General features: G+C 44.3%; 13 protein-coding genes. 7 read left to right on the top strand and 6 right to left on the bottom strand.

Features of this window, described 5'->3' with window-relative positions:
• Positions 1-143: 143 nt before the first annotated feature.
• Both F6K38_RS10390 and F6K38_RS10385 read left to right on the top strand, forming a co-directional pair.
• A complete protein-coding gene (locus tag F6K38_RS10390) occupies positions 144-446 on the top strand; it encodes a hypothetical protein (protein WP_287247909.1) in 303 nt (100 codons plus the stop codon).
• Positions 447-485: 39 nt separating this feature from the next.
• The gene (locus tag F6K38_RS10385) at positions 486-1,598 is read left to right on the top strand and encodes an FHA domain-containing protein (RefSeq protein ID WP_287356575.1); all 1,113 of its coding nucleotides are present in this window, start codon (positions 486-488) and stop codon (positions 1,596-1,598) included.
• Here F6K38_RS10385 and F6K38_RS10380 read toward each other — a convergent pair.
• The 6 genes from F6K38_RS10380 to F6K38_RS10355 all read right to left on the bottom strand — a co-directional run bounded on the left by F6K38_RS10380 (position 1,540) and on the right by F6K38_RS10355 (position 13,512).
• A complete protein-coding gene (locus F6K38_RS10380) occupies positions 1,540-2,826 on the bottom strand; it encodes an ATP-binding response regulator (RefSeq protein WP_008177898.1) in 1,287 nt (428 codons plus the stop codon). The genes F6K38_RS10385 and F6K38_RS10380 overlap by 59 nt on opposite strands.
• A gap of 4 nt (positions 2,827-2,830) precedes the next feature.
• Positions 2,831-5,563, bottom strand: coding sequence for a CHASE2 domain-containing protein (locus F6K38_RS10375; protein WP_008177901.1), 2,733 nt, complete (start codon positions 5,561-5,563; stop codon positions 2,831-2,833).
• Positions 5,564-6,243: 680 nt separating this feature from the next.
• On the bottom strand, positions 6,244-6,963 hold the full coding sequence (locus tag F6K38_RS10370) for a DUF928 domain-containing protein (RefSeq protein WP_131827273.1): 720 nt from the start codon (positions 6,961-6,963) through the stop codon (positions 6,244-6,246).
• 334 nt (positions 6,964-7,297) lie between these two features.
• A complete protein-coding gene (locus F6K38_RS10365) occupies positions 7,298-9,991 on the bottom strand; it encodes a CHAT domain-containing protein (protein WP_008177907.1) in 2,694 nt (897 codons plus the stop codon).
• Between the two features lie 857 nt (positions 9,992-10,848).
• The gene (locus F6K38_RS10360) at positions 10,849-12,594 is read right to left on the bottom strand and encodes an ABC transporter ATP-binding protein (RefSeq protein ID WP_008177909.1); all 1,746 of its coding nucleotides are present in this window, start codon (positions 12,592-12,594) and stop codon (positions 10,849-10,851) included.
• 237 nt (positions 12,595-12,831) lie between these two features.
• Positions 12,832-13,512, bottom strand: a complete 681-nt coding sequence (locus tag F6K38_RS10355) for a hypothetical protein (protein ID WP_008177911.1) — start codon at positions 13,510-13,512, stop codon at positions 12,832-12,834.
• A 498-nt stretch (positions 13,513-14,010) separates the two neighbouring features.
• On the opposite strand from F6K38_RS10355, the gene F6K38_RS10350 reads away from it, so the two are divergent.
• From F6K38_RS10350 to F6K38_RS10330, 5 genes are all read left to right on the top strand, one after another.
• A complete protein-coding gene (locus F6K38_RS10350; protein WP_044491879.1) occupies positions 14,011-14,346 on the top strand; it encodes a hypothetical protein in 336 nt (111 codons plus the stop codon).
• A 489-nt stretch (positions 14,347-14,835) separates the two neighbouring features.
• The gene (locus F6K38_RS10345) at positions 14,836-15,273 is read left to right on the top strand and encodes a hypothetical protein (protein ID WP_044491854.1); all 438 of its coding nucleotides are present in this window, start codon (positions 14,836-14,838) and stop codon (positions 15,271-15,273) included.
• A 326-nt stretch (positions 15,274-15,599) separates the two neighbouring features.
• Positions 15,600-15,878, top strand: a complete 279-nt coding sequence (locus F6K38_RS10340) for a hypothetical protein (RefSeq protein ID WP_131827274.1) — start codon at positions 15,600-15,602, stop codon at positions 15,876-15,878.
• A gap of 126 nt (positions 15,879-16,004) precedes the next feature.
• Positions 16,005-17,135, top strand: a complete 1,131-nt coding sequence (locus F6K38_RS10335; RefSeq protein ID WP_008177918.1) for a glycosyltransferase — start codon at positions 16,005-16,007, stop codon at positions 17,133-17,135.
• Positions 17,136-17,235: 100 nt separating this feature from the next.
• Positions 17,236-17,967: an undecaprenyl-phosphate galactose phosphotransferase family protein gene (locus F6K38_RS10330; RefSeq protein WP_008177920.1), complete on the top strand. Its 732-nt coding sequence runs from the start codon at positions 17,236-17,238 to the stop codon at positions 17,965-17,967.
• Positions 17,968-18,202: the final 235 nt, after the last annotated feature.

Genomic DNA, 18,202 nt, shown 5'->3' with positions numbered 1-18,202 from the left:
GCACTGCCCACCCTACATCTACATCTTCTCTAGATTTTTAATAAGATTACTGGTCAGGTGGGCAGTGCCTAATACCAATTCAAACCCTGACAATCCTTTTGGTACCCACTGCCCACCCTACATCTACATCTGAAGAATGAAGAATGAAGAATGAACAAATTCTAAAAGTGCGATTGACCTTAGGTCACGCTACGCGATGCTCGGTACGAGCCGCTACGCGATCGCAAAAATGGTTTGTGCTAGGAACCCTCCAACCTCTCCCCATCTCCCCATCTCCCCATCTCCCCATCTCCCCACACTTCCCCCTTCTAAACAACCCGATATATTGTACTCAAGTACAAACCGTTATAATTGATTCAGTCAGTTTCAGTAAATCCCTGTCCCACATTCATCTAGCTATTGATCAGGCAGCATTCCATCGGACTATCCTGTCGGCGGAATGCTAAAAAAAGCACTACTCCCATCACTCTTCTAAACAAAATCTAATGTCTGGTAACTCACCCCCACTGATTCAAACCCTGACCCCAGACCGTTGGGCAGGATGGAGCATGGACTTTATCGGGGCAGGCTATATTGCTTTATTTGTCAAAAATGGTCGGTGTGTGCGGGTATGGAAGCCAGGGCGTCATGTCAGCTTCGCCCTACCCTGGCTAGAAAAATGTGAACTGCTCCTAGTAGACAGCAAACTCCGGCACTTGCCCATTACCTCCCAAGGAGACTTTCTATCCCGGGATCAGTATCTTGTCAATGTCTCTTTGAATGTAATGTATCAAGTGGTAGATGCCAAACGAGTTGCCCTAGAAATATCTGACCCCATTGCTGCCCTAACTAGTGCCGTTAAAGATAGTTTAGGAGTAGCAATTAGTCACCTGAGGATGGAACAGTTAACCAATCAGGGACGAGTAGATGTCCGACAATACATTCTCGACCATGTTGACGTTTACTATACCGTAGGCTTTTCCATCGAAGATGTGCGAGTCAGTGACATCAGTTTTCCTAACACACGGGGGATAATTCGTCAAGTCGAAGGGATGAGTGCTCGACAGGAAGCAGAACATGAAGCCGTCCTAAAAATGCAGATTGCCAATGCTGGTCGCCCAGAACTCTCCCCACCACCAATCCAGCAAGTCAATATCCTCCCTGGTGGAGAAGCTAACTCTAAACACTCCATTGTCAATCAGGAAGTACCTAGGGCTACAATTCCAGACGAATCAGCCGCCACGGCCAGTCTGCCCATTCGCGATCAACCAGTACTTGCCCCAACCGTACTTTTTTCCAATCCTACCCCAGCAAGCAAGGGGCGTTTAGTAAACCGTTCATCCGGTGCCATGATTGTTTTGTCTGCTAATCCTTTCACCATTGGCAGAGAACCCACGAACACCCTAGTGTTAGAAGATGCGATGTGTTCTCGCAACCATGCCCAAATTCTCCAAATTCCAGAGCCTCAGGACAAAGTGCGCTACCAAATCATTGATGTGGGTAGTTCCAATGGTACTTTTGTGGACCAACAGCGGCTTAGTTCCCATCAACCCTTTTGGCTTAGTGCAGGAAATGTGATCCAGATTGGTAATCAGGAATGGACTTTCCAGTTACCTTGAGCAGTTGATCCGCATCTAATACTCTACGAGGCAGCATTACCGTAAAAGTAGTGCCAACGCTAACATCACTGTTTAGACTAATTGTCCCACCATGAATATCGACACATTTTTTGACAATGGCTAACCCCAGTCCAGTACCAGAAATATTTTCTACATTCGAGCCTCGATGAAAAGCATTAAATAGATTATGTTGCTCTTTCCTAGGAATGCCAATCCCGTCATCACTCACCTCAAAAATAACTTGGTTATTTTGACAGGTAAACTTGATCAAAACCTTGCCTCCATTAGGGGAATACTTGATGGCATTGTCAATCAGATGGGTAAGGATTTGCAGTAGCAGCTTAGAATCAAACAACGGTCGCCCACAGTCTTGATCAATGTTTAAAATCAGGTGATGTTTATCACCATAGTGCTGTTGCATGTCATCCACTAGATCACGCACAAATACCCCTAAATCCAAAGGAGTAGGCTGAAACTCCAGTTGTTCAAATTCTGCCTTATTCAGGAACATCACATTACCCATTAAGTCCGTTATCCGTTGAACAGCTGCTCGGATCCGTTGAAAATGTTGGCTTTGTTTAGATTTATCCCATCGATGGCAGTAAGCTTCCAGCAGTTCAGAACTGGAGAGAATGCTGGTCAAGGGCGTGCGGTACTCATGGGAAATGGCTATGATCATCCGAGATTTAAGATGATTGAATTCTTGTTCTTGGGCTAGAGCTTTGCGTAGCTGAGCTTCTAATTCTCGCAGTTGCTGGTTTGCCTGTTGTAGATCAGCAGTGCGTTCCGCTACCCGCTCCTCTAAGTACAAATTTTGGTCTTCTAGTTGTTTGGTCAGGAAATGCAGTTGTAAATGCACCTTGAGACGGGCTAACACTTCTTCAGTCTGAAACGGCTTGGTGATGTAATCTACAGCCCCCAGGGACAAACCTTTGATCTTATCAACCGTGTCATTCAGAGCAGTCATAAAAATCACTGGTATTTCATTAGTTGCCGGATTAGATTTCAGTCGGCGGCAGGTTTCAAAACCATCCATTACCGGCATGATTACATCTAACAAAATTAGATCTGGTGTTGCATATTCGCTCTGATCGATAGCCGTTTCACCATCAGTTGCTACCAATATTTCCCATCCCGAATTTGCGATCGCTTCCGACAACACTTTCAAATTCGTGGGATTGTCATCAACGATCAAGATAGTGGCTTGATCAACTTTAGTGATAGTCATGGATTTACCCCCTGAACGATTTTATAAATTCCCGAATTTGCTTAACCTGAAAGCTAGTTGCTAATTGCCTTAACTCCTTGGCAAAATGCCGATATTTTTTATCGCTCTGTTCCAGTTCAACCAAGGTTTTATCTATGCCATGGATATTGCCTCTTTTGGCCAATTCAAATAGCTGATCAATTACCTCAGCTGGTGGAGCAAAAATTTCACCTGTCTCCAGTGATAGATTTTCTGAAGTTATACTTTCTAGGTTGTTATTATGTTCATAAATCCAATTAATTTTTAAATATTTTTGTAACTGATTAAAAAGATAATCCATGTTAATTGGCTTAGATAAAAATGCATCAGCTCCAGTCTTTATACTGTTTGTTATGTCAGTTTCAAAGGCACTAGCAGATACAACCATAATCACTACATTTGGCAATTGCTGTGATTTCCTAATAGCACCGATCATTTCCAATCCATCCATAATTGGCATCACAATGTCTGTCAAAATTAAATCGGGCTTAATTTCTGTTGCTTGCTGATAACCTTCTTGACCATTACTTGCTTCAAAACAACGAAATCCAATCGACTCTAGTAGGTTAATGAGTAACGAGCGATTGTTGAGATGATCATCCACTATTAGTATGGTTGGACGTTTCCCTTTAATGCCAACAATATTGCTGCTGTCTACGACTGTTTCTTGCTGGGGCGATTCGGTAGTGGTTGCTAGTTCCAAATCTAGCCAAAACCTACTTCCCTCACCTAAGGTACTTTCCACTTTGATTTCACTCCCCATTAGGGAAATAAGCTTCATACTAATTGCCAATCCCAAGCCAGTGCCTTCTGATTGTTTTTTAGTATCTCCTACCTGCTCAAACGGCAAAAAAATCTTTTTCAATTGTTCTGGAGTCATCCCGACACCAGTATCTTCAATTTGAAACCTGATTGTGTGGGAAGGGTCACCATTCAACGATGAACCGATTAAACTTACTTGAAAGGTCACACTTCCAGTATCAGTAAACTTAATCCCATTACCCAGTAAATTAATTAAAACTTGCCGCAGGCGTTTTTCATCCCCATAAATACCCACTGGCAGCTGAGGCTCGGCATGGTAAATAAACGATATACCTTTTTGCTGGGCACGAATCCGACAAATTTCTACCACGCCCATCAAGAATGAAGTAAAATGAATATCACTTTTGTGCAGCTCTAGTTTCCGAGCTTCAATTTTCGATAGGTCTAAAATATCATTGATTAAAGTAAGTAAATGGGAGCCACACTGGTGAATAATACCGATGCCATCCAGGTCTGATTTACTTATATTTGAAGAGCGTTTGAGGATTTGAGCGTATCCCAGAATGCCATTGAGGGGAGTGCGCAGTTCATGGCTCATGTTAGCCAAAAATTCGCTTTTTGCCTGGTTAGCAACATCAGCAGCTACTTTGGCTGTTTCTAATTCTTGAGTGCGCTCCTTAACTTTGACCTCCAGAGTGCGAGAATAATCTTGCAATTGCTGGTTAGCTTGTTTCAATTGCCATTGATTCTGGGTATTAGTTCCTAAAATCGCCGATAAACATAGAGCTATTAATGGGGAAATTACAGGAATCCACCAACCTGTTAGAAAGACTAAATAGCTACCACCGACAATCATGCCCCCTGTCATCAAAATACTCAGAATTAATTTGCTCAGGAGATGTTTTCTTAACCAGTTAGTCTCTGGTAATACCCAACTTCCTACGGCTCCGATCAACGAACAGCAAAAAATCCACAGCCCCTGTGCGTTAACATACCATACTCGCAGCAGAAGTCGTCCATCAAGTGCTGCACTCAACATCTGGCTGGCGATATTGGCATGAATAACAACACCAGGCATTTCCTGAACGATAGAGCTGAGACTGCTATCATAGGGCGTCGGAAAAATGTCGTTAAGGCTCGGTGCAGTCATACCAATCAAAACAATGCGATTGTACAACTGCTCCGGCGAAATTCTATTGCTCAGAACATCACTGATTGAAACTGTATTGAAGCGCTCCTGGGTGCCACGGTAATTCAACAATATTTGGTAGCCTCCAAGATCTGCACCTTGATAACCAGCATTTTTCTCGGTTAGATTGAAAAATCTTGCTTGACCTAATTGGTAATACTCGCGCCTCCCATCGATTTTTTTGAGATTGATTCCTTTGGCTTGAAGATACATCAAGCTCAATCTAACCCCTAAAGTAGGTATATCCTTACCGGATTCATCTGCTGCTGATATCAAGCTTCGCCTTACTTTACCATCCCCATCTAGCACCAAATCTGCTAGAGCAACTTGATCTCGTTGTGCTAAGGTCGGAGGTGGGGCAACTCTTTTATCCCTCACGAGGGACTTCACTCCAATCAAGTTGGGTGTGGACTTCATCACCTCAACGAACTCCTGATAACCAGGTTCCACTGGAAAATCGCGATAAATATCCAGACCAATACCTTGAGGCCGGTATGCTTTAATTTTTGTGATTAACTCAGCTAAAACAGCATCAGAAATCGGCCATCCTCCCAGTTGAGTCAGATCCGATTCATCTATGGTGATAATCACAATGCGATTATCAATGTCTTCAACCGGACGCAGGCGAAAAAATTGATCCAGGGTAGCCCACTCCAGTAGCTGGAACCATCCTGCCGTATCCAAAACAGTGACTAGTGCAGCCACAACTGGAGCTATTATAAATACAAAGCGCCATTGCTTCAAACGCTCTTTAAAGTGAAGCCACATTCCCCTTAGTCAATCTCTAATCTAGGTCAGGTTTGTTCTCTACCAACCTTGGTGAGAAGCCTATAGGCGCTTCTATTGGTTGGCAGGATTCCAGGAATAGCATCGACCGGTAGAACTGCTTTTGTGGTGAGTCACTAACCCGTCGATAACTTACCTACAGAGTTCCCAGTAAATCCTGACTAAGTAACAGTCTTGAGAAAAAAAGCAAAAAAGGGATAAAAATTGACGTTGCCCAATTATGGAATGATTGAGGCTAATTGGTAATGGGTAATTGCTAACTGACTCAACTATAGCAATTATCATAGCTATGAGGTACACAGAATTTTTTACCTCTTCCCTCTTCCGACTTACCTGTTATCTGCTCCGTTATCTGCTCCGAAGTCCCTGCTCCCTGCTCCCTAAAACCGAATAATTTGTACCTCACCCAAAGAATAATTGCTATATACTTGATTGAGTTTCTTAGTTCAGCTATTGACAGGATAGGACGGAATCAATTCCGTAAGTTGTTTTAAGCCCCATGTTAAACCCCTGGTTTAAAACCACGGGTTTAAGAAGCGAGATTTTTTGGATTTATCACAGATCAGCTGCTAACTAACCCCTTGAGCCCCATAGGGTTAAATCCTTGCTTTGCAAGGATTGCAGGATAAGAGTTGATGGCCTGATGTTCAGTGATTTATAGTTTATTTATTGAGCAACGGCTGGTTAGCGATCGCATTTAGTCCTACTGATTGTAACAGTTCTTCCCAATGGGAGCGATAGACTGAATTTCTTGGTTCAGCTCGCCTTAAATCAGCGAGGGTAGCGACAGTATCGACCCAAATCCCATCTTTAGCCAACAATGAGGCTTTTTTCAGTGAGGCTTTTAATGTGTGCTGATTCATCAAGGTAGAATTGGCTTCAACTCGACGAATCCATCCAGTTACCTCAGGACTATCTGGTTCTAAATACTCCCCACAAATCATCACCAAAGACCACTGGTAATTCTTACCGACCTTTAGTGGTGGAGCCTCAGGTGGTAATTGAACCGCCATTACACCTGGCTGATTAGGCAGACGTATAAAGGACTGGTAATGATGGTTTCGCTGTTCATCCTCGAAACTTAAAAAAGCTTCTTGAGCTGAAGTCTGAGGAACATATACCAGCAAAGTTGGACGTTCTGCTACCGTTAAGCCCAAATTAGTGGCTGGCATCAGCGGTGTGACTGATGAAGTGGTGGTTTTAGCATCAGAGAAACAAATATCTTCACCCCGGGAAGCTCCTCCCCTTGCTCTCTCCGGTCTTGGATTCTGCGTATTTCTGAATCCGATCGCCTGAGTTGGCAAACTGTGGATGAGATTCATTCCTAGGAATAGTAAAGTAAAACAAAGTGGTAATCTCACGGCTAATTTGTTTGATTTCATAAAATATTTCCTATTGCTGCAGGACTTTCTTTATGATCATGCTGGGCACAGAAAGCAGAGCAGATTATTTACCGCTTTCTAATTTTTATTTTGAGGGTTGCTAGAACTTTCAATATAAACGCCTAATGTTTGCGTTCATGTTTGTTTTATGTTTTATTTCTAGTATGTTTGATGCCCAATTGTCCTCTAAGAATGTGTTTGAAAAGTCCTTCGATTAGAGATAGAGCAGTCGCCAGGGCAGTTAGGACATGACAAAAGTCTCACACCCTTTGTAAGCGCAAGAGTTTGACTTCTGACTTCTGACTTCTGACTTTTGACTTCTGCTATAGAGCAATTACAACCAATTTCCCACTAACACAAAGGGAGCCCAGTAGACAGGATGGTTATATTCCCCTTTCAATAGCGCTAACTGAGCACGGCGCAATGCTTCAGCTTTAGTTACACCTGCTTGAGCCAGATACTTGTAAAATTCAGCCATCAGCTGAGCAGTAGATTCATCCCTTACTGCCCATAGGGTAGCTAAGGTGCTCCGTGCTCCCGAACGTACTGCTACTCCAGCTAACCCCAAGACAGCACGATTATCCCCTCTAGCAGTTTGGCAAGCACTGAGTACCAATAATTCAATGGGATTAGTGTCTTGTCTTTCTCTTGAGCGCAGTAGTGAATTGAATTGCCGGACATTAATTCGATCGTTCCAGGCTAAAACAAACGTCTCATCGGCAGTACTACTAAACTGACCGTGGGTTGCCAGATGTAATACTGGGAAAGGTTGTGCATCAACAGCGTTTTGGAGGTTGCTATCAGTAAACTCCTGATTCAAAAGCACTGTTGTGGAAATTTTTGAGGAAATCTGTTCTAATTCTCGCTTTACTGCTGGCAACGGCTTAAAACCTTGGCGACCCTCACTCAGCCCAGCAGTTATAGCTTGGATCTGGTTTGATTCAAGGGAGCGTGGATCTAAAAGCTGCAATCCTGGACTTAGAGCTATGCTATATTTCTCGATCAAATACTGTTGACCATCATAGAGAGCGGACATGGGTAAATTCCGCAAAGAACCATCTAGCACAAATACTAGAGTGGTGATGCCGTGGTCTTCTAACTCAGATTCTGCAGGTCTAATCAGCCAATCATAACCTTGCTGATAGAGCTTGAGACGTGCTCGCTCAGAAAAAGCTCTATTCAAAGATTGTCGCATCCGTCGGAAGAACTGCTCCAGCTCTGCTTGAGGTATATAAGTTTGGTAGTGACGGAGGGCTTGTCCTGGCACAGAAACAATCACCTCTAACCGTTCTGGCAAAATAATAGGATAAATAACTGCCGCTTTCTGGTCAATTTGGTCAATCTGCCTCGGTTGACCTTTTAAACAGGCTTCCTGGAAAAAGTTCTCTAATTCAGCTAATTGCAGCGATTCAATAACTTGCATCGCCTTTTTCAGGTGGTCTTGACTAATTTCTGCTGAGCCTTTTGCCTGGGATACCCCTCCTGGCTCAGGGGTGGTGACAGAAGGTTGCAGTAGTAATTCAACTAGCTCTCGATAGATCGGTTCGACAGTTTCAGTGAAAGAAAATTGGACATCTCGATTGATAGCGACTAAGTCTGAGCGCAGTGACTGGAGAGTTTTGACCGCTGAATCGTAAGCTGCGATCGCTTCGTTGATATCCCCCTGCTGTTTGTGCAGCCTCCCCAGTTGCCAAGCTGCACGAGCGGCAATATCTGAGGCATGATTACCTTGGGCAATCTGTAGAGCATTCTCTGTTAACCTCAAAGCCTCGGACCACTGCTGGGTTTGTTCATACAATGAACCTAACTGAGTCATGGCATAAGCTTGAGCTGTTGGATCCCCCAATTCCATGGCTTGTTGCACTGCTCGTGCCAGAATTTTTGCGGCTTTTTGGATAGGTATAGGCACCCCTTGTGACTGTCTAGTTGAAGCAGCTGCCAACTTTGACAAGCTCTCAGCAAAGTTGACCGCAGCATAGACTGTGGTTCGACTGGGGGGCTGCTGAGCTAGATTAGATTCAATGGCAGGCAATAGTGCGATCGCTTTCTTGTGCTGGTCTAGTTCTATATAAAGGCTGAGTTGGTTGAGTTGTGCTTCAGTTTGAATTTGTGGGCTAGTTGCTTTTGTGACCACTTGTTGGTAATACTTCAAGGCGGTTTCCGGCTCTTGTAAGTTTCTGGAAGTATTTCCCAAGCTGAAAAGAATGTGACTGGTATCCGTGGCAGAATCTAACTTCTGGGCGATTTCCAAACTTTGCTCTAAAACTTCCCTGGATTCGTGTACATCTCCCACTACTTGCAAAGCCACTCCCAAACTCCGCAATCCCTTGACTTTAAGCAGGGAATCATCTTGAGCTTGGAGCTTTTCATTGACAGCTTCTAAGAGTTTTCGCGATCGCCTGTAGAAGCCCATAGTTTGTAGGGCTTGAGCCTGGTTAATCTGGCTACCCAAGATGCCAACCTCATCCCCTAGAGATTGATACGTAGCTTCTGAGTTTTGCCAACTTTCCAGAGCAGATTCCGTTTGTCCCATCGCATTTCTGAGACTGCCCTGAATAGTCAGCGCTTGAGCCAAAATCGACCCTTTTTCCCTAAGTTGTATACCCTGCAAAATCTTCAAACTTTGGTCAATAGCACTCTGGGCTTGCTGCCATTTTCCCAATCGTTGGTCAGCTAAGGAGAGATAGCTCAAGCTCAAAGCTTGTCCCACTTCATCACCTTGTTGCTCAAAACCAACAGCTGCCTGTTGCCAGACAGCAGCCGCCTCAGCAAATCGTCCGGCTTCATAGAGAGTTCTGCCTTGCTCTAGCAACTCTGAACCATGCTTGGTGGGTTCTAGCACAAAGGTTTGGGGATTAGAAATAGCACTAACGAGTTGCTGGTTTCCACCGACCTTTGCTCTACTCCCCAGTACCGAATGATCAGGATAGGCTACAGCAGGAACTACCATAGTCACTATCAAAAAGGTTAGTAATCCTAACCAGATAGTATAGTGACTAGATTTGGGAAGCTTACCTAGCTTGCTCATCATCTATGTCCAATAACTACCAGCAAATTTTCTTGGGCTCCCATAAATTTCTGTCATCTTAGTTATTAATTAATTATTAATTAGTTATTAATTAGGTGAATATTAGCCATGACCGGAACATACTCTTCCCCAATATGGGAGCTAATCGGGATTAGTTCTATAGTTCCCACTTTTCTTGGCAAGAGCGTCAACCAACAAACTGCGTAAAAATTGGGTTCGATGACCCATTCCCTGTTACCAGTTGGGTTAACGGGGGTGTGAAACGCTGATTGGGTATCACTATAGATGCTTAATCAACAGCTTTTGTGATAATATACGGTTATATGGCGATTGGGGCTGTGGCTCAGCTGGATAGAGCAAGCGCCTCCTGAAAAATCGGGCACCATGGAAGAAATTCCGTGAGTGAATGTGGTCAAATTCGGTGAAACCTAAGGGGTATTTAGCTTATTCAGTACTCTAAGGCAATACCGAGCCAAGCCTGAATCTGTGTGCGAGTCATCGTCGAGGTTAAATGCAGGAAGGTGGAGAGACTAGACGGCCACCACCTAAGGGGTATTAACCTTAAGAGGTATTAACCTAGGGTGAAGGTATAGTCCAGAGAGTGGGGAAACTCACACCAATCTGAAGCGCTAGGTCGCCGGTTCGAATCCGGCCAGTCCCGTTGATAAGCTATTAGCTATTAGGTACTTTGTAAGCATTCAGTGGTCAGCGGTCAGCTTATTCTATTCAAAAGCACCGATTGCGCTACGCGCACGCTGCGCGAACAGTAGCGTGGCACAGGCTTCGACGCTGTGACCTAACCCATAAGCTGATACGCGACACGCTGATAGCTTACGGTATGTTAACTACTTCAATAACTACTTCAAAACTTCTTCTAATTGGTGCTGCTCCCAAAGAAAGCGATAAATACCAGGTTGTTGTAGAAGTTCACCATGAGAACCAGTTTGGACAATTTCCCCTGCGTCCATTACCAAAATCCGGTCAGCTTTAGCAGCAGCTGAAAGTTGATGGGAGATAAAAATTACAGTTTTGCGCTGGACTCCTTCCGAGAGATTGTCCAGAATTTGGGTTGCTGTCTGATTATCAACACTCGAAAGTGCATCATCAAGAATCAGCACTGGTGCATCCATCAGCAGAGCTCTAGCTAAAGCAGTACGTTGTCGCTGCCCCCCAGACAGGGTTATTCCCCTTTCCCCAACAATTGTTTCGTACTGCTGGGGGAAATTCATAATTTCCGGGTGAATTTGGGATTGCGAAGCCGCGTATTCTACCTCTGAGTGTTCGCTGATTGGTATACCGTAGCAGATATTGTTTTTAATGCTAGTGCTGAACAAGAAGCTGTCTTGAGGAACATATGCGATCGCATTCCGCAAGTTCTGCAAGGGCAGCTTAGTAGTATCATATCCATCCAAAAACAGTTGACTAGCTTGAATATCCAGCAAACGAGGCAAGGCATTAGCCAGGGTAGATTTTCCAGAACCAATGGCTCCCACAATCGCTACTGTCTCACCTGCATTAATCGTGAAGCTAACATTTTTCAGGGCAGGAGTTTGACTGCTGGGGTAAGTGTAACTCAAGTTGACAGCCTTGAGCTGACCTCTTACTGGGGTTGGCAAGCTAACTGAATCTGGGGCATTGGTAATCCGAGGCTGAGCCAAGAGAATCGACTCAATACGATCAATACTCACTTCACCACGTTGATAAGCAGTGATGGTAAACCCTAGCAGTGCTGTGGGGAAGACTAAACGTTCAGTGTAGATAATCAGCGCCACAAAGTCACCAATACTGATAGCACCGGACTCAATGGAACCAGGACCAATAGTTAACAGCACCAGTAAGCTGAGGTAAGTAAGAGCCTCAATTATTGGAAACAGAAAGTTTCGTGTTCTTGCCAAATTGAGATTTGCTCCCAAAAGCTGCTGATTGATTTGATGGAACGCACGACGCTCGTTTTCTTCCTGAGCGTATATTTTAATCATGGCGATACCACTCATATCTTCCTGAATCAGCTCACTGAGGTTAGAAAGTTTCTCCTGGACTTCTTGTTGTTGGCTGCGCAGTTTCTCACTAAATAGCTTGACAATAATCAACATCAACGGATAAACCGCCAAGGCTAAGAACGTCAACCACGGATCAATGCCAATCATAACCGGCACGGTCAAAGAGTAGGCAAACACCGTATTTGCCAGACTCAAAACTGCAAACCCCAATAGACGCCGAATATTATCCACATCACTGGTGGCTCGGTTAATCAAATCACCGATCGTGTTCTGAGAAAAATAGGCTGGTTCCAATGTCAGCAAATGCTTAAAAATCCGTTGCTTCAGGTCAAATTCCACTTTGCGCCCCACTCCAAACAATAGGATGCGCGAAGCCATCCGAATCCCCCACATCAATGAGGTGAGTATCAAAATAAGCAGCACAAAGCTCCAGACTTGGTCGAAGCTCAAGGTTTGACTCAACTCGTCAATAGTATCCCTGATCAGTAAGGGGATATAAACACCAAGTCCATTGACAATAAGGAGGGCAAAAATACCTAGGGCTGACTGTCGCCAGTATGGGCGCAGGTAAAGCAGCAGTTTTTTTAGACGGGAATTCAGCATGTTACAATACTATACAATTCCCATCCTGGTTACAATCTTAAACAATTCCCTTCCTTTAGGCTTAACCTTTCACCAAAAATCGGGGAGTACTTAGCCTCAAGGGAACCGCAAATCATAAATTACCGACCCTTACTGAAGGTGGGAGCCGAGGGTGGTATCGGTTTACTTCCGATGAAACCAGAAACCCACACTATACCCGATTGGGTTCATGTGGGTAGTTAACATAATGTCTATATTTCAAGAAACATCTCTTGCGGTCGGCGATTCAACTTCTGTACTGGTAACTGGTCTTCCTCGTAGTTGGAAGTAAATATTGCTAAAGAAGGTGTTAATTACCCTGGTAGTCTGGTCAAGGGCTCCGATAGAAGGGATAAAAGCTTGGATGCCAAGGGCTTGATTGGGTGGAACAAGTTGAGCCAACACAGCGTCCCTAGGGAAAGGACTAGCATTAGTAGTAAGCTGAATTGATTCCCCATCGGGAACAAAAGCAGTGAGGGTTTCCTCCTGCCACCCGATTGTTTTGGCCATTTGAACCGCAGGTTGGTTTTGAACGACTCCAGGCCCGAGAAGTTGAGCCAGCCGATTAGATAGAAAAGGGGTGCTGGCGACAAGCAAGACAAAAAATCCCGTCCAAATCAAGGTAGGTCCTGGGTTAGAGATATTGTCACCTTTAATTCGCATTGCTCCTAGGAACCAAAGCAGAAGTGCTAAGCCCAATGGTTGAAAGGGAAGTGAGAAAATTGTCCATATCGGTGAAACCAGGGCATTGGTTGGGGTGAAAAACAGCAGGACAATAATGGCAAAAACCAAAAAACCCCCAAGCCAGGTGAAATACTGTTTAGGGATGATTTCGAGCAGCAGCTTGGCGAGCAAAAATCCAAGCACTACCCATAGCAGGACTAGAAATAGTAGTTGCATAGTGAATACCTTGTAAGTTTTTGACCGTTAGCTGTTTGTTGTGGAAGTTTGATCCGACAACTCAACCTCCTATCCGGCTAGTCGTATTCGGCTAATTGATCAACTGTGGTAATTTGATAGGCATAAATCCCTCAAATCGTGGCGACATGCTCAGTTTGAGGAATATCTCAACAGGTAAATCACCCCAGTCTGAATTGCCTTAACACCGGCATTATACTTGCCATTGGCTGCAAAGGGTCACTTTGAAATTGGTGTGAGTGGGATCAAACTAGGAAACGTTTTCTGTCAAAGGGGTTGAAATTTTGCTATTTCAACCAATAATCATAGAATACCCTTGGCGAATTAACAGGGGATATTTGGATCTGACCCCATTTAATAGCAGACTAGGCAAGACTTCATACTCCATGCCTGTTTGCCTCGCGCCGATATTGATGGCCGATATTGATGGCCAATATTGATGTTTGATTGAAAACGTTGCCGGTGGATAAACCAGCTCAAATGGGAAACACTTCATACAACACGACCCCTACCATACAAGAGTCGCTGACGGTGGAAAACCGCATCAGTCGTTTGGAATTAATTGTTGGACAAATCGGAGAGGCAGTGCTTGCCACTACCGAAACTATAGACCGTCTGGCTGACCGGGTCGATAACTTTGTGATTCAAGTGCAAAACCAAGGACAGCAAGTCCAACAACAAGGCTACCAGCTTTTTGCTCTAAGTGATGCGGTGCAAACCTTGGCAGAAACTCAAAATGAGTCTCTAAAACAGCTTGAGCAAGTCACACAAACCTTGCAACAGCTTGCTGCAGCGATTGAAGCAGGGGAACACTGACTTTCCTGGCTGTTGAGTTACGCACCAAGCTTGTCGATTTAGACTGGGTATGGGGTGTGGAAAAGATCGGGTTTGGGGTAAGAATAAGGCTAACCTCCTTTTGGAGCATACTTTCGTCTTTCAAAACCCCTCAAAACTTTTGGGGATTATTGACAGGTTTATTGAGAATAAATTGCTCCAAAGCATTCCCAGGAAACTAAGAAATCTCGTTCAGTTATTTGAACCAGTTAAAATTATGGCTCAATCAGGACTTACGCAGCAACTCTACTTGTAGGGTCTCCCTCAGGACCCTACACCATCAGCATGTTTGTTGCCCAGTTTTGCGTAAGTCCTGTCAAAGTCAGCCTACACCCACGCGCTCACCCTATCCTGACTCTGAACGCCGTGCATTGAAGAGTGGAGTGTTGTGGAAATGAAGCTAAAGCTTTCCAGCATGGTAAAAATATGCTACCACAACGAGAGTACCCAAAACTGATTAGGAGAGCATTAATGCATTTTCCAACGCGGTACTTCCTGCTTGTTCCGGCGACTGTACTCATGAGCTTATTGACCGTTAGCTGTAGTGGCAAAAAAGTTGAATGTCAGAAAATTATTGAAGTGGCGAACCAGGCAGTTGAAGAAGCTAAAACCCTGACTAATGGTGGAGAATCAAGTGATCCCGAGGCAATGCTCCAGGCAGCTAATGCTATGGAGGGGGCATCTCAAGACATGGAATCGATAATAGTTAAGGACGAACAGCTCCAAGACTATCAAGCTGGTTTTATTAAGATGTATCGCAATACCAGCAAGGCGACTCGCGACTTTGTAGAGGCTTTTAACAAGCAAGACCGCTCAGCTGCGGAGGAAGCCTTGAGCAATTTGCAGAAAGCCACCACCCCAGAACCAAAATTAGTGGCGGATATTAATACCTACTGCTCAGCTAACTAGGGGGTTGAAACAGTTAATAAAACCCTATTATTACCTCGACGTCTGTATTGCCAGACAGGTTGTTTAGATGTCTTGTGGTGGGCTGACTGCGCTATAGAATCGCCGTCTAGAGCGCAGCTGAAAAACCCGATATTTTTATATGCTAGTTAGGCAATACCCAAAATACCGTAGCTGCTAGGTCTATAGTAAATTTACCATTCAAGTATATGGTATGTTTCGTTTCTCAAGTACTGCCAGTAGTATATGTGAAGTAACCCAACTTGCTTCGCTAACAGCGAAGCAAGGACGGTCTTATTCGTCTTTAGGATTTCCCGCTTCATCCGCCGATGCCACGTTGGGTACTCCCTAAGAATAGAAAGTCCAGAACTGAATCTGGTGATGGTCTTACTCAGCGTCCACAGGCAGTCGCCCGTCTTCCACAGGCAATAATTCTTTTTGCCGCTTGGTTTTCGCCGTTTGTAACGGTCGTGCCAGTTGATTTATGTCTAAATGACATCTTGCGCTTGCCTTTTCTGCACGCTGTTGCGAACGGTGGTCGAGTTCGTTTACGCGCTTTGACTACATCTCTATTCCACCTAGCTCGACTATCATCAGCCCATGCCTAACCATGTAGACCTAAGCCAGTTATATTCATATTAGCATATAATCAACTATTTGACTATCCATCCCCACCGTCAAAGTTGGATGGGGAATTCCGCCATTTTTGTTAAACAATCTGCCTTTGAGATCTAATGAAATATGCCTTGGTTCATGAGTGGTTGACTCCCAAAGCAACTGGTGGCTCAGAACTGGTAGTGCAAGAAATACTCAAACACATTGATGCTGACCTGTACGCCCTGATTGATTTTGAATCAACCAATCCCCAGAGTTATCTATATCAGCGCTCTATTGGCACAACATTCCTACAGAACTTACCCTTCGCTCGTAACGGGGTTCAGAAATATCTGCCGCTGCTACCCTTAGCGATTGAACAGCTGGAACTAGGGGAGTATAATATTATACTCTCCTCTTCCCATGCTGTTGCCAAGGGTGTCCTTACTAGTCCCCAACAACTGCACATCTGTTACTGCCATACGCCCATGCGTTATGCCTGGGACTTGACCTTTGATTATTTGCGCAGTAGTTCTATGGGACAGGGTTTTCCAGGGTTGATCACTCGCTATCTGCTTCATCGGTTACGTCAGTGGGACGTGATTACAGCAAATCGGGTGGATTACTTTATTGCCAACTCTCATCACACAGCACGGCGGATCTGGCGCTGCTATCGGCGTAGGGCTGAAGTTATTTACCCACCGGTTAATATTGAACGTTTTCCTTTCCAGGAAGAAAAAGAAGATTTTTATCTGACCGTTTCCCGGATAGTAAGTTACAAACAAGTATCTTTAATTGTTCAAGCTTTTAATCAACTGGGATACCCTCTCGTGGTGATTGGTGATGGCTCAGATTTAGCAGGGATTCGCAACTTGGCTCACAAGAATGTAAAATTTATGGGATTTCAACCCAATGAGGTGGTTGAGCAGTATATGGCTAAAGCTAAAGGGTTTGTCTATGCTGCCTGTGAGGATTTCGGCATTGCCCTGGTGGAAGCCCAAGCTTGTGGTACGCCGGTGATTGCCTATGGTGCTGGTGGGGCACTAGAAACAGTTCTAGATATTCGGCAACATTTAGACAGTGGTACAGGTCTATTGTTTCCAGAGCAAAGCTCAAGGGCTTTGATTGAAGCCATGGAAACCTTTGAGACCTTGGCAGGAAAGTTTAATCGGGAAGCGAGCCGGTTAAACGCTGCCAAATTTGCCCCCAACATTTTTGCTGATCGCTACCTGACATTTTTGGAAAACTGTTATCAAGACTACCAGTTTTAATTTCTCTGGTAAAAAATTAAATATCCTAGCTGGCTATGCGCTATAGCGAGTGTCTCGTAGCTTTATGATTATGACGTGTGGTGTGAATTGAAGGAGTGAGATGACTGCCGAAAGCCAACTTAACTCCGTCAAGATATTGCGAGCATTCGTGAAGCGAGGTTTTCAGCCCCTCGTTTCACGTCGTAGACACAAGAATCTGACTCGCTATCGCTTAGACGGAAATTTTGCCAAGCGACTGTTTGATGTGACCTTTTCCCTATCAGTTCTGATTTCGTTTTTTCCCGTTTACCTGCTACTGGCATTGCTAATTGTGATCAGCTCACCTGGACCAATTTTTTATGTTCAGGAGCGGGTGGGTAAAGACTACAAACCTTTTGCTTGCCTGAAATTTAGAACTATGGTGGAAAATGCCGACGAAATGTTGCTAGAGATGATCGAAAAATCCCCTCAGATACGGGAGGAATTTCAGGATAATTACAAGCTCAAGGATGATCCTCGAATTACTGGAATTGGAAAATTTCTACGGCTGACTAGCTTAGATGAGTTTCCTCAGTTCTGGAATGTACTCAACGGACAGATGAGTGTGGTTGGTCCAAGACCGTTAGTGCCAGAGGAATTGCCCAAATACGGGCGTCACATGGATAAAGTCTTGACAATTCGACCCGGAATTACTGGCTTATGGCAGGTTTCTGGACGCAATGACATACCTTACCACCGCCGTGTGCAAATTGATGTTTACTATGTCAGTTTCCGGAATTTTTGGCTGGATTTATGGATCATCGTGAAAACCATTGGTGTTGTTATTTTTCCCAAAAATAACGGTGCTTACTAGAGGTAACTAGTGCCTGCTAGAGGAGAAATTAGGTAATGGGTGACATTAGGTAATGGATCATGGGTAATGGGTAATAAGCCCAGTTGCCAATTACCCATTACTGATACCAAGTTGCTCTCAAACCTATTATTTAAGCTATTATTTATTGCTTAAGGGCTCAATTGAACGGAATGGGGAGATGGGAGTGAACAAGCTCCTATCTCCTACCCATGTCTTGATGCAGTCGCTCATGGGG

The organism is Moorena sp. SIO3B2 (assembly GCF_010692525.1).
Lineage (GTDB): Bacteria > Cyanobacteriota > Cyanobacteriia > Cyanobacteriales > Coleofasciculaceae > Moorena > Moorena producens.
Note: the sequence above shows the minus strand (reverse complement) of the source record. Positions and strands in the feature narration are given on the sequence as shown.

Coding starts and splice junctions, on each gene's coding strand:
- F6K38_RS10390 (WP_287247909.1), top strand. CDS start 144: ATGAAGAATGAACAAATTCTAAAAGTGCGATTGACCTTAGGTCACGCT.
- F6K38_RS10385 (WP_287356575.1), top strand. CDS start 486: ATGTCTGGTAACTCACCCCCACTGATTCAAACCCTGACCCCAGACCGT.
- F6K38_RS10380 (WP_008177898.1), bottom strand. CDS start 2,826: ATGACTATCACTAAAGTTGATCAAGCCACTATCTTGATCGTTGATGAC.
- F6K38_RS10375 (WP_008177901.1), bottom strand. CDS start 5,563: ATGTGGCTTCACTTTAAAGAGCGTTTGAAGCAATGGCGCTTTGTATTT.
- F6K38_RS10370 (WP_131827273.1), bottom strand. CDS start 6,963: ATGAAATCAAACAAATTAGCCGTGAGATTACCACTTTGTTTTACTTTA.
- F6K38_RS10365 (WP_008177907.1), bottom strand. CDS start 9,991: ATGAGCAAGCTAGGTAAGCTTCCCAAATCTAGTCACTATACTATCTGG.
- F6K38_RS10360 (WP_008177909.1), bottom strand. CDS start 12,594: ATGCTGAATTCCCGTCTAAAAAAACTGCTGCTTTACCTGCGCCCATAC.
- F6K38_RS10355 (WP_008177911.1), bottom strand. CDS start 13,512: ATGCAACTACTATTTCTAGTCCTGCTATGGGTAGTGCTTGGATTTTTG.
- F6K38_RS10350 (WP_044491879.1), top strand. CDS start 14,011: ATGGGAAACACTTCATACAACACGACCCCTACCATACAAGAGTCGCTG.
- F6K38_RS10345 (WP_044491854.1), top strand. CDS start 14,836: ATGCATTTTCCAACGCGGTACTTCCTGCTTGTTCCGGCGACTGTACTC.
- F6K38_RS10340 (WP_131827274.1), top strand. CDS start 15,600: ATGCCACGTTGGGTACTCCCTAAGAATAGAAAGTCCAGAACTGAATCT.
- F6K38_RS10335 (WP_008177918.1), top strand. CDS start 16,005: ATGAAATATGCCTTGGTTCATGAGTGGTTGACTCCCAAAGCAACTGGT.
- F6K38_RS10330 (WP_008177920.1), top strand. CDS start 17,236: ATGACTGCCGAAAGCCAACTTAACTCCGTCAAGATATTGCGAGCATTC.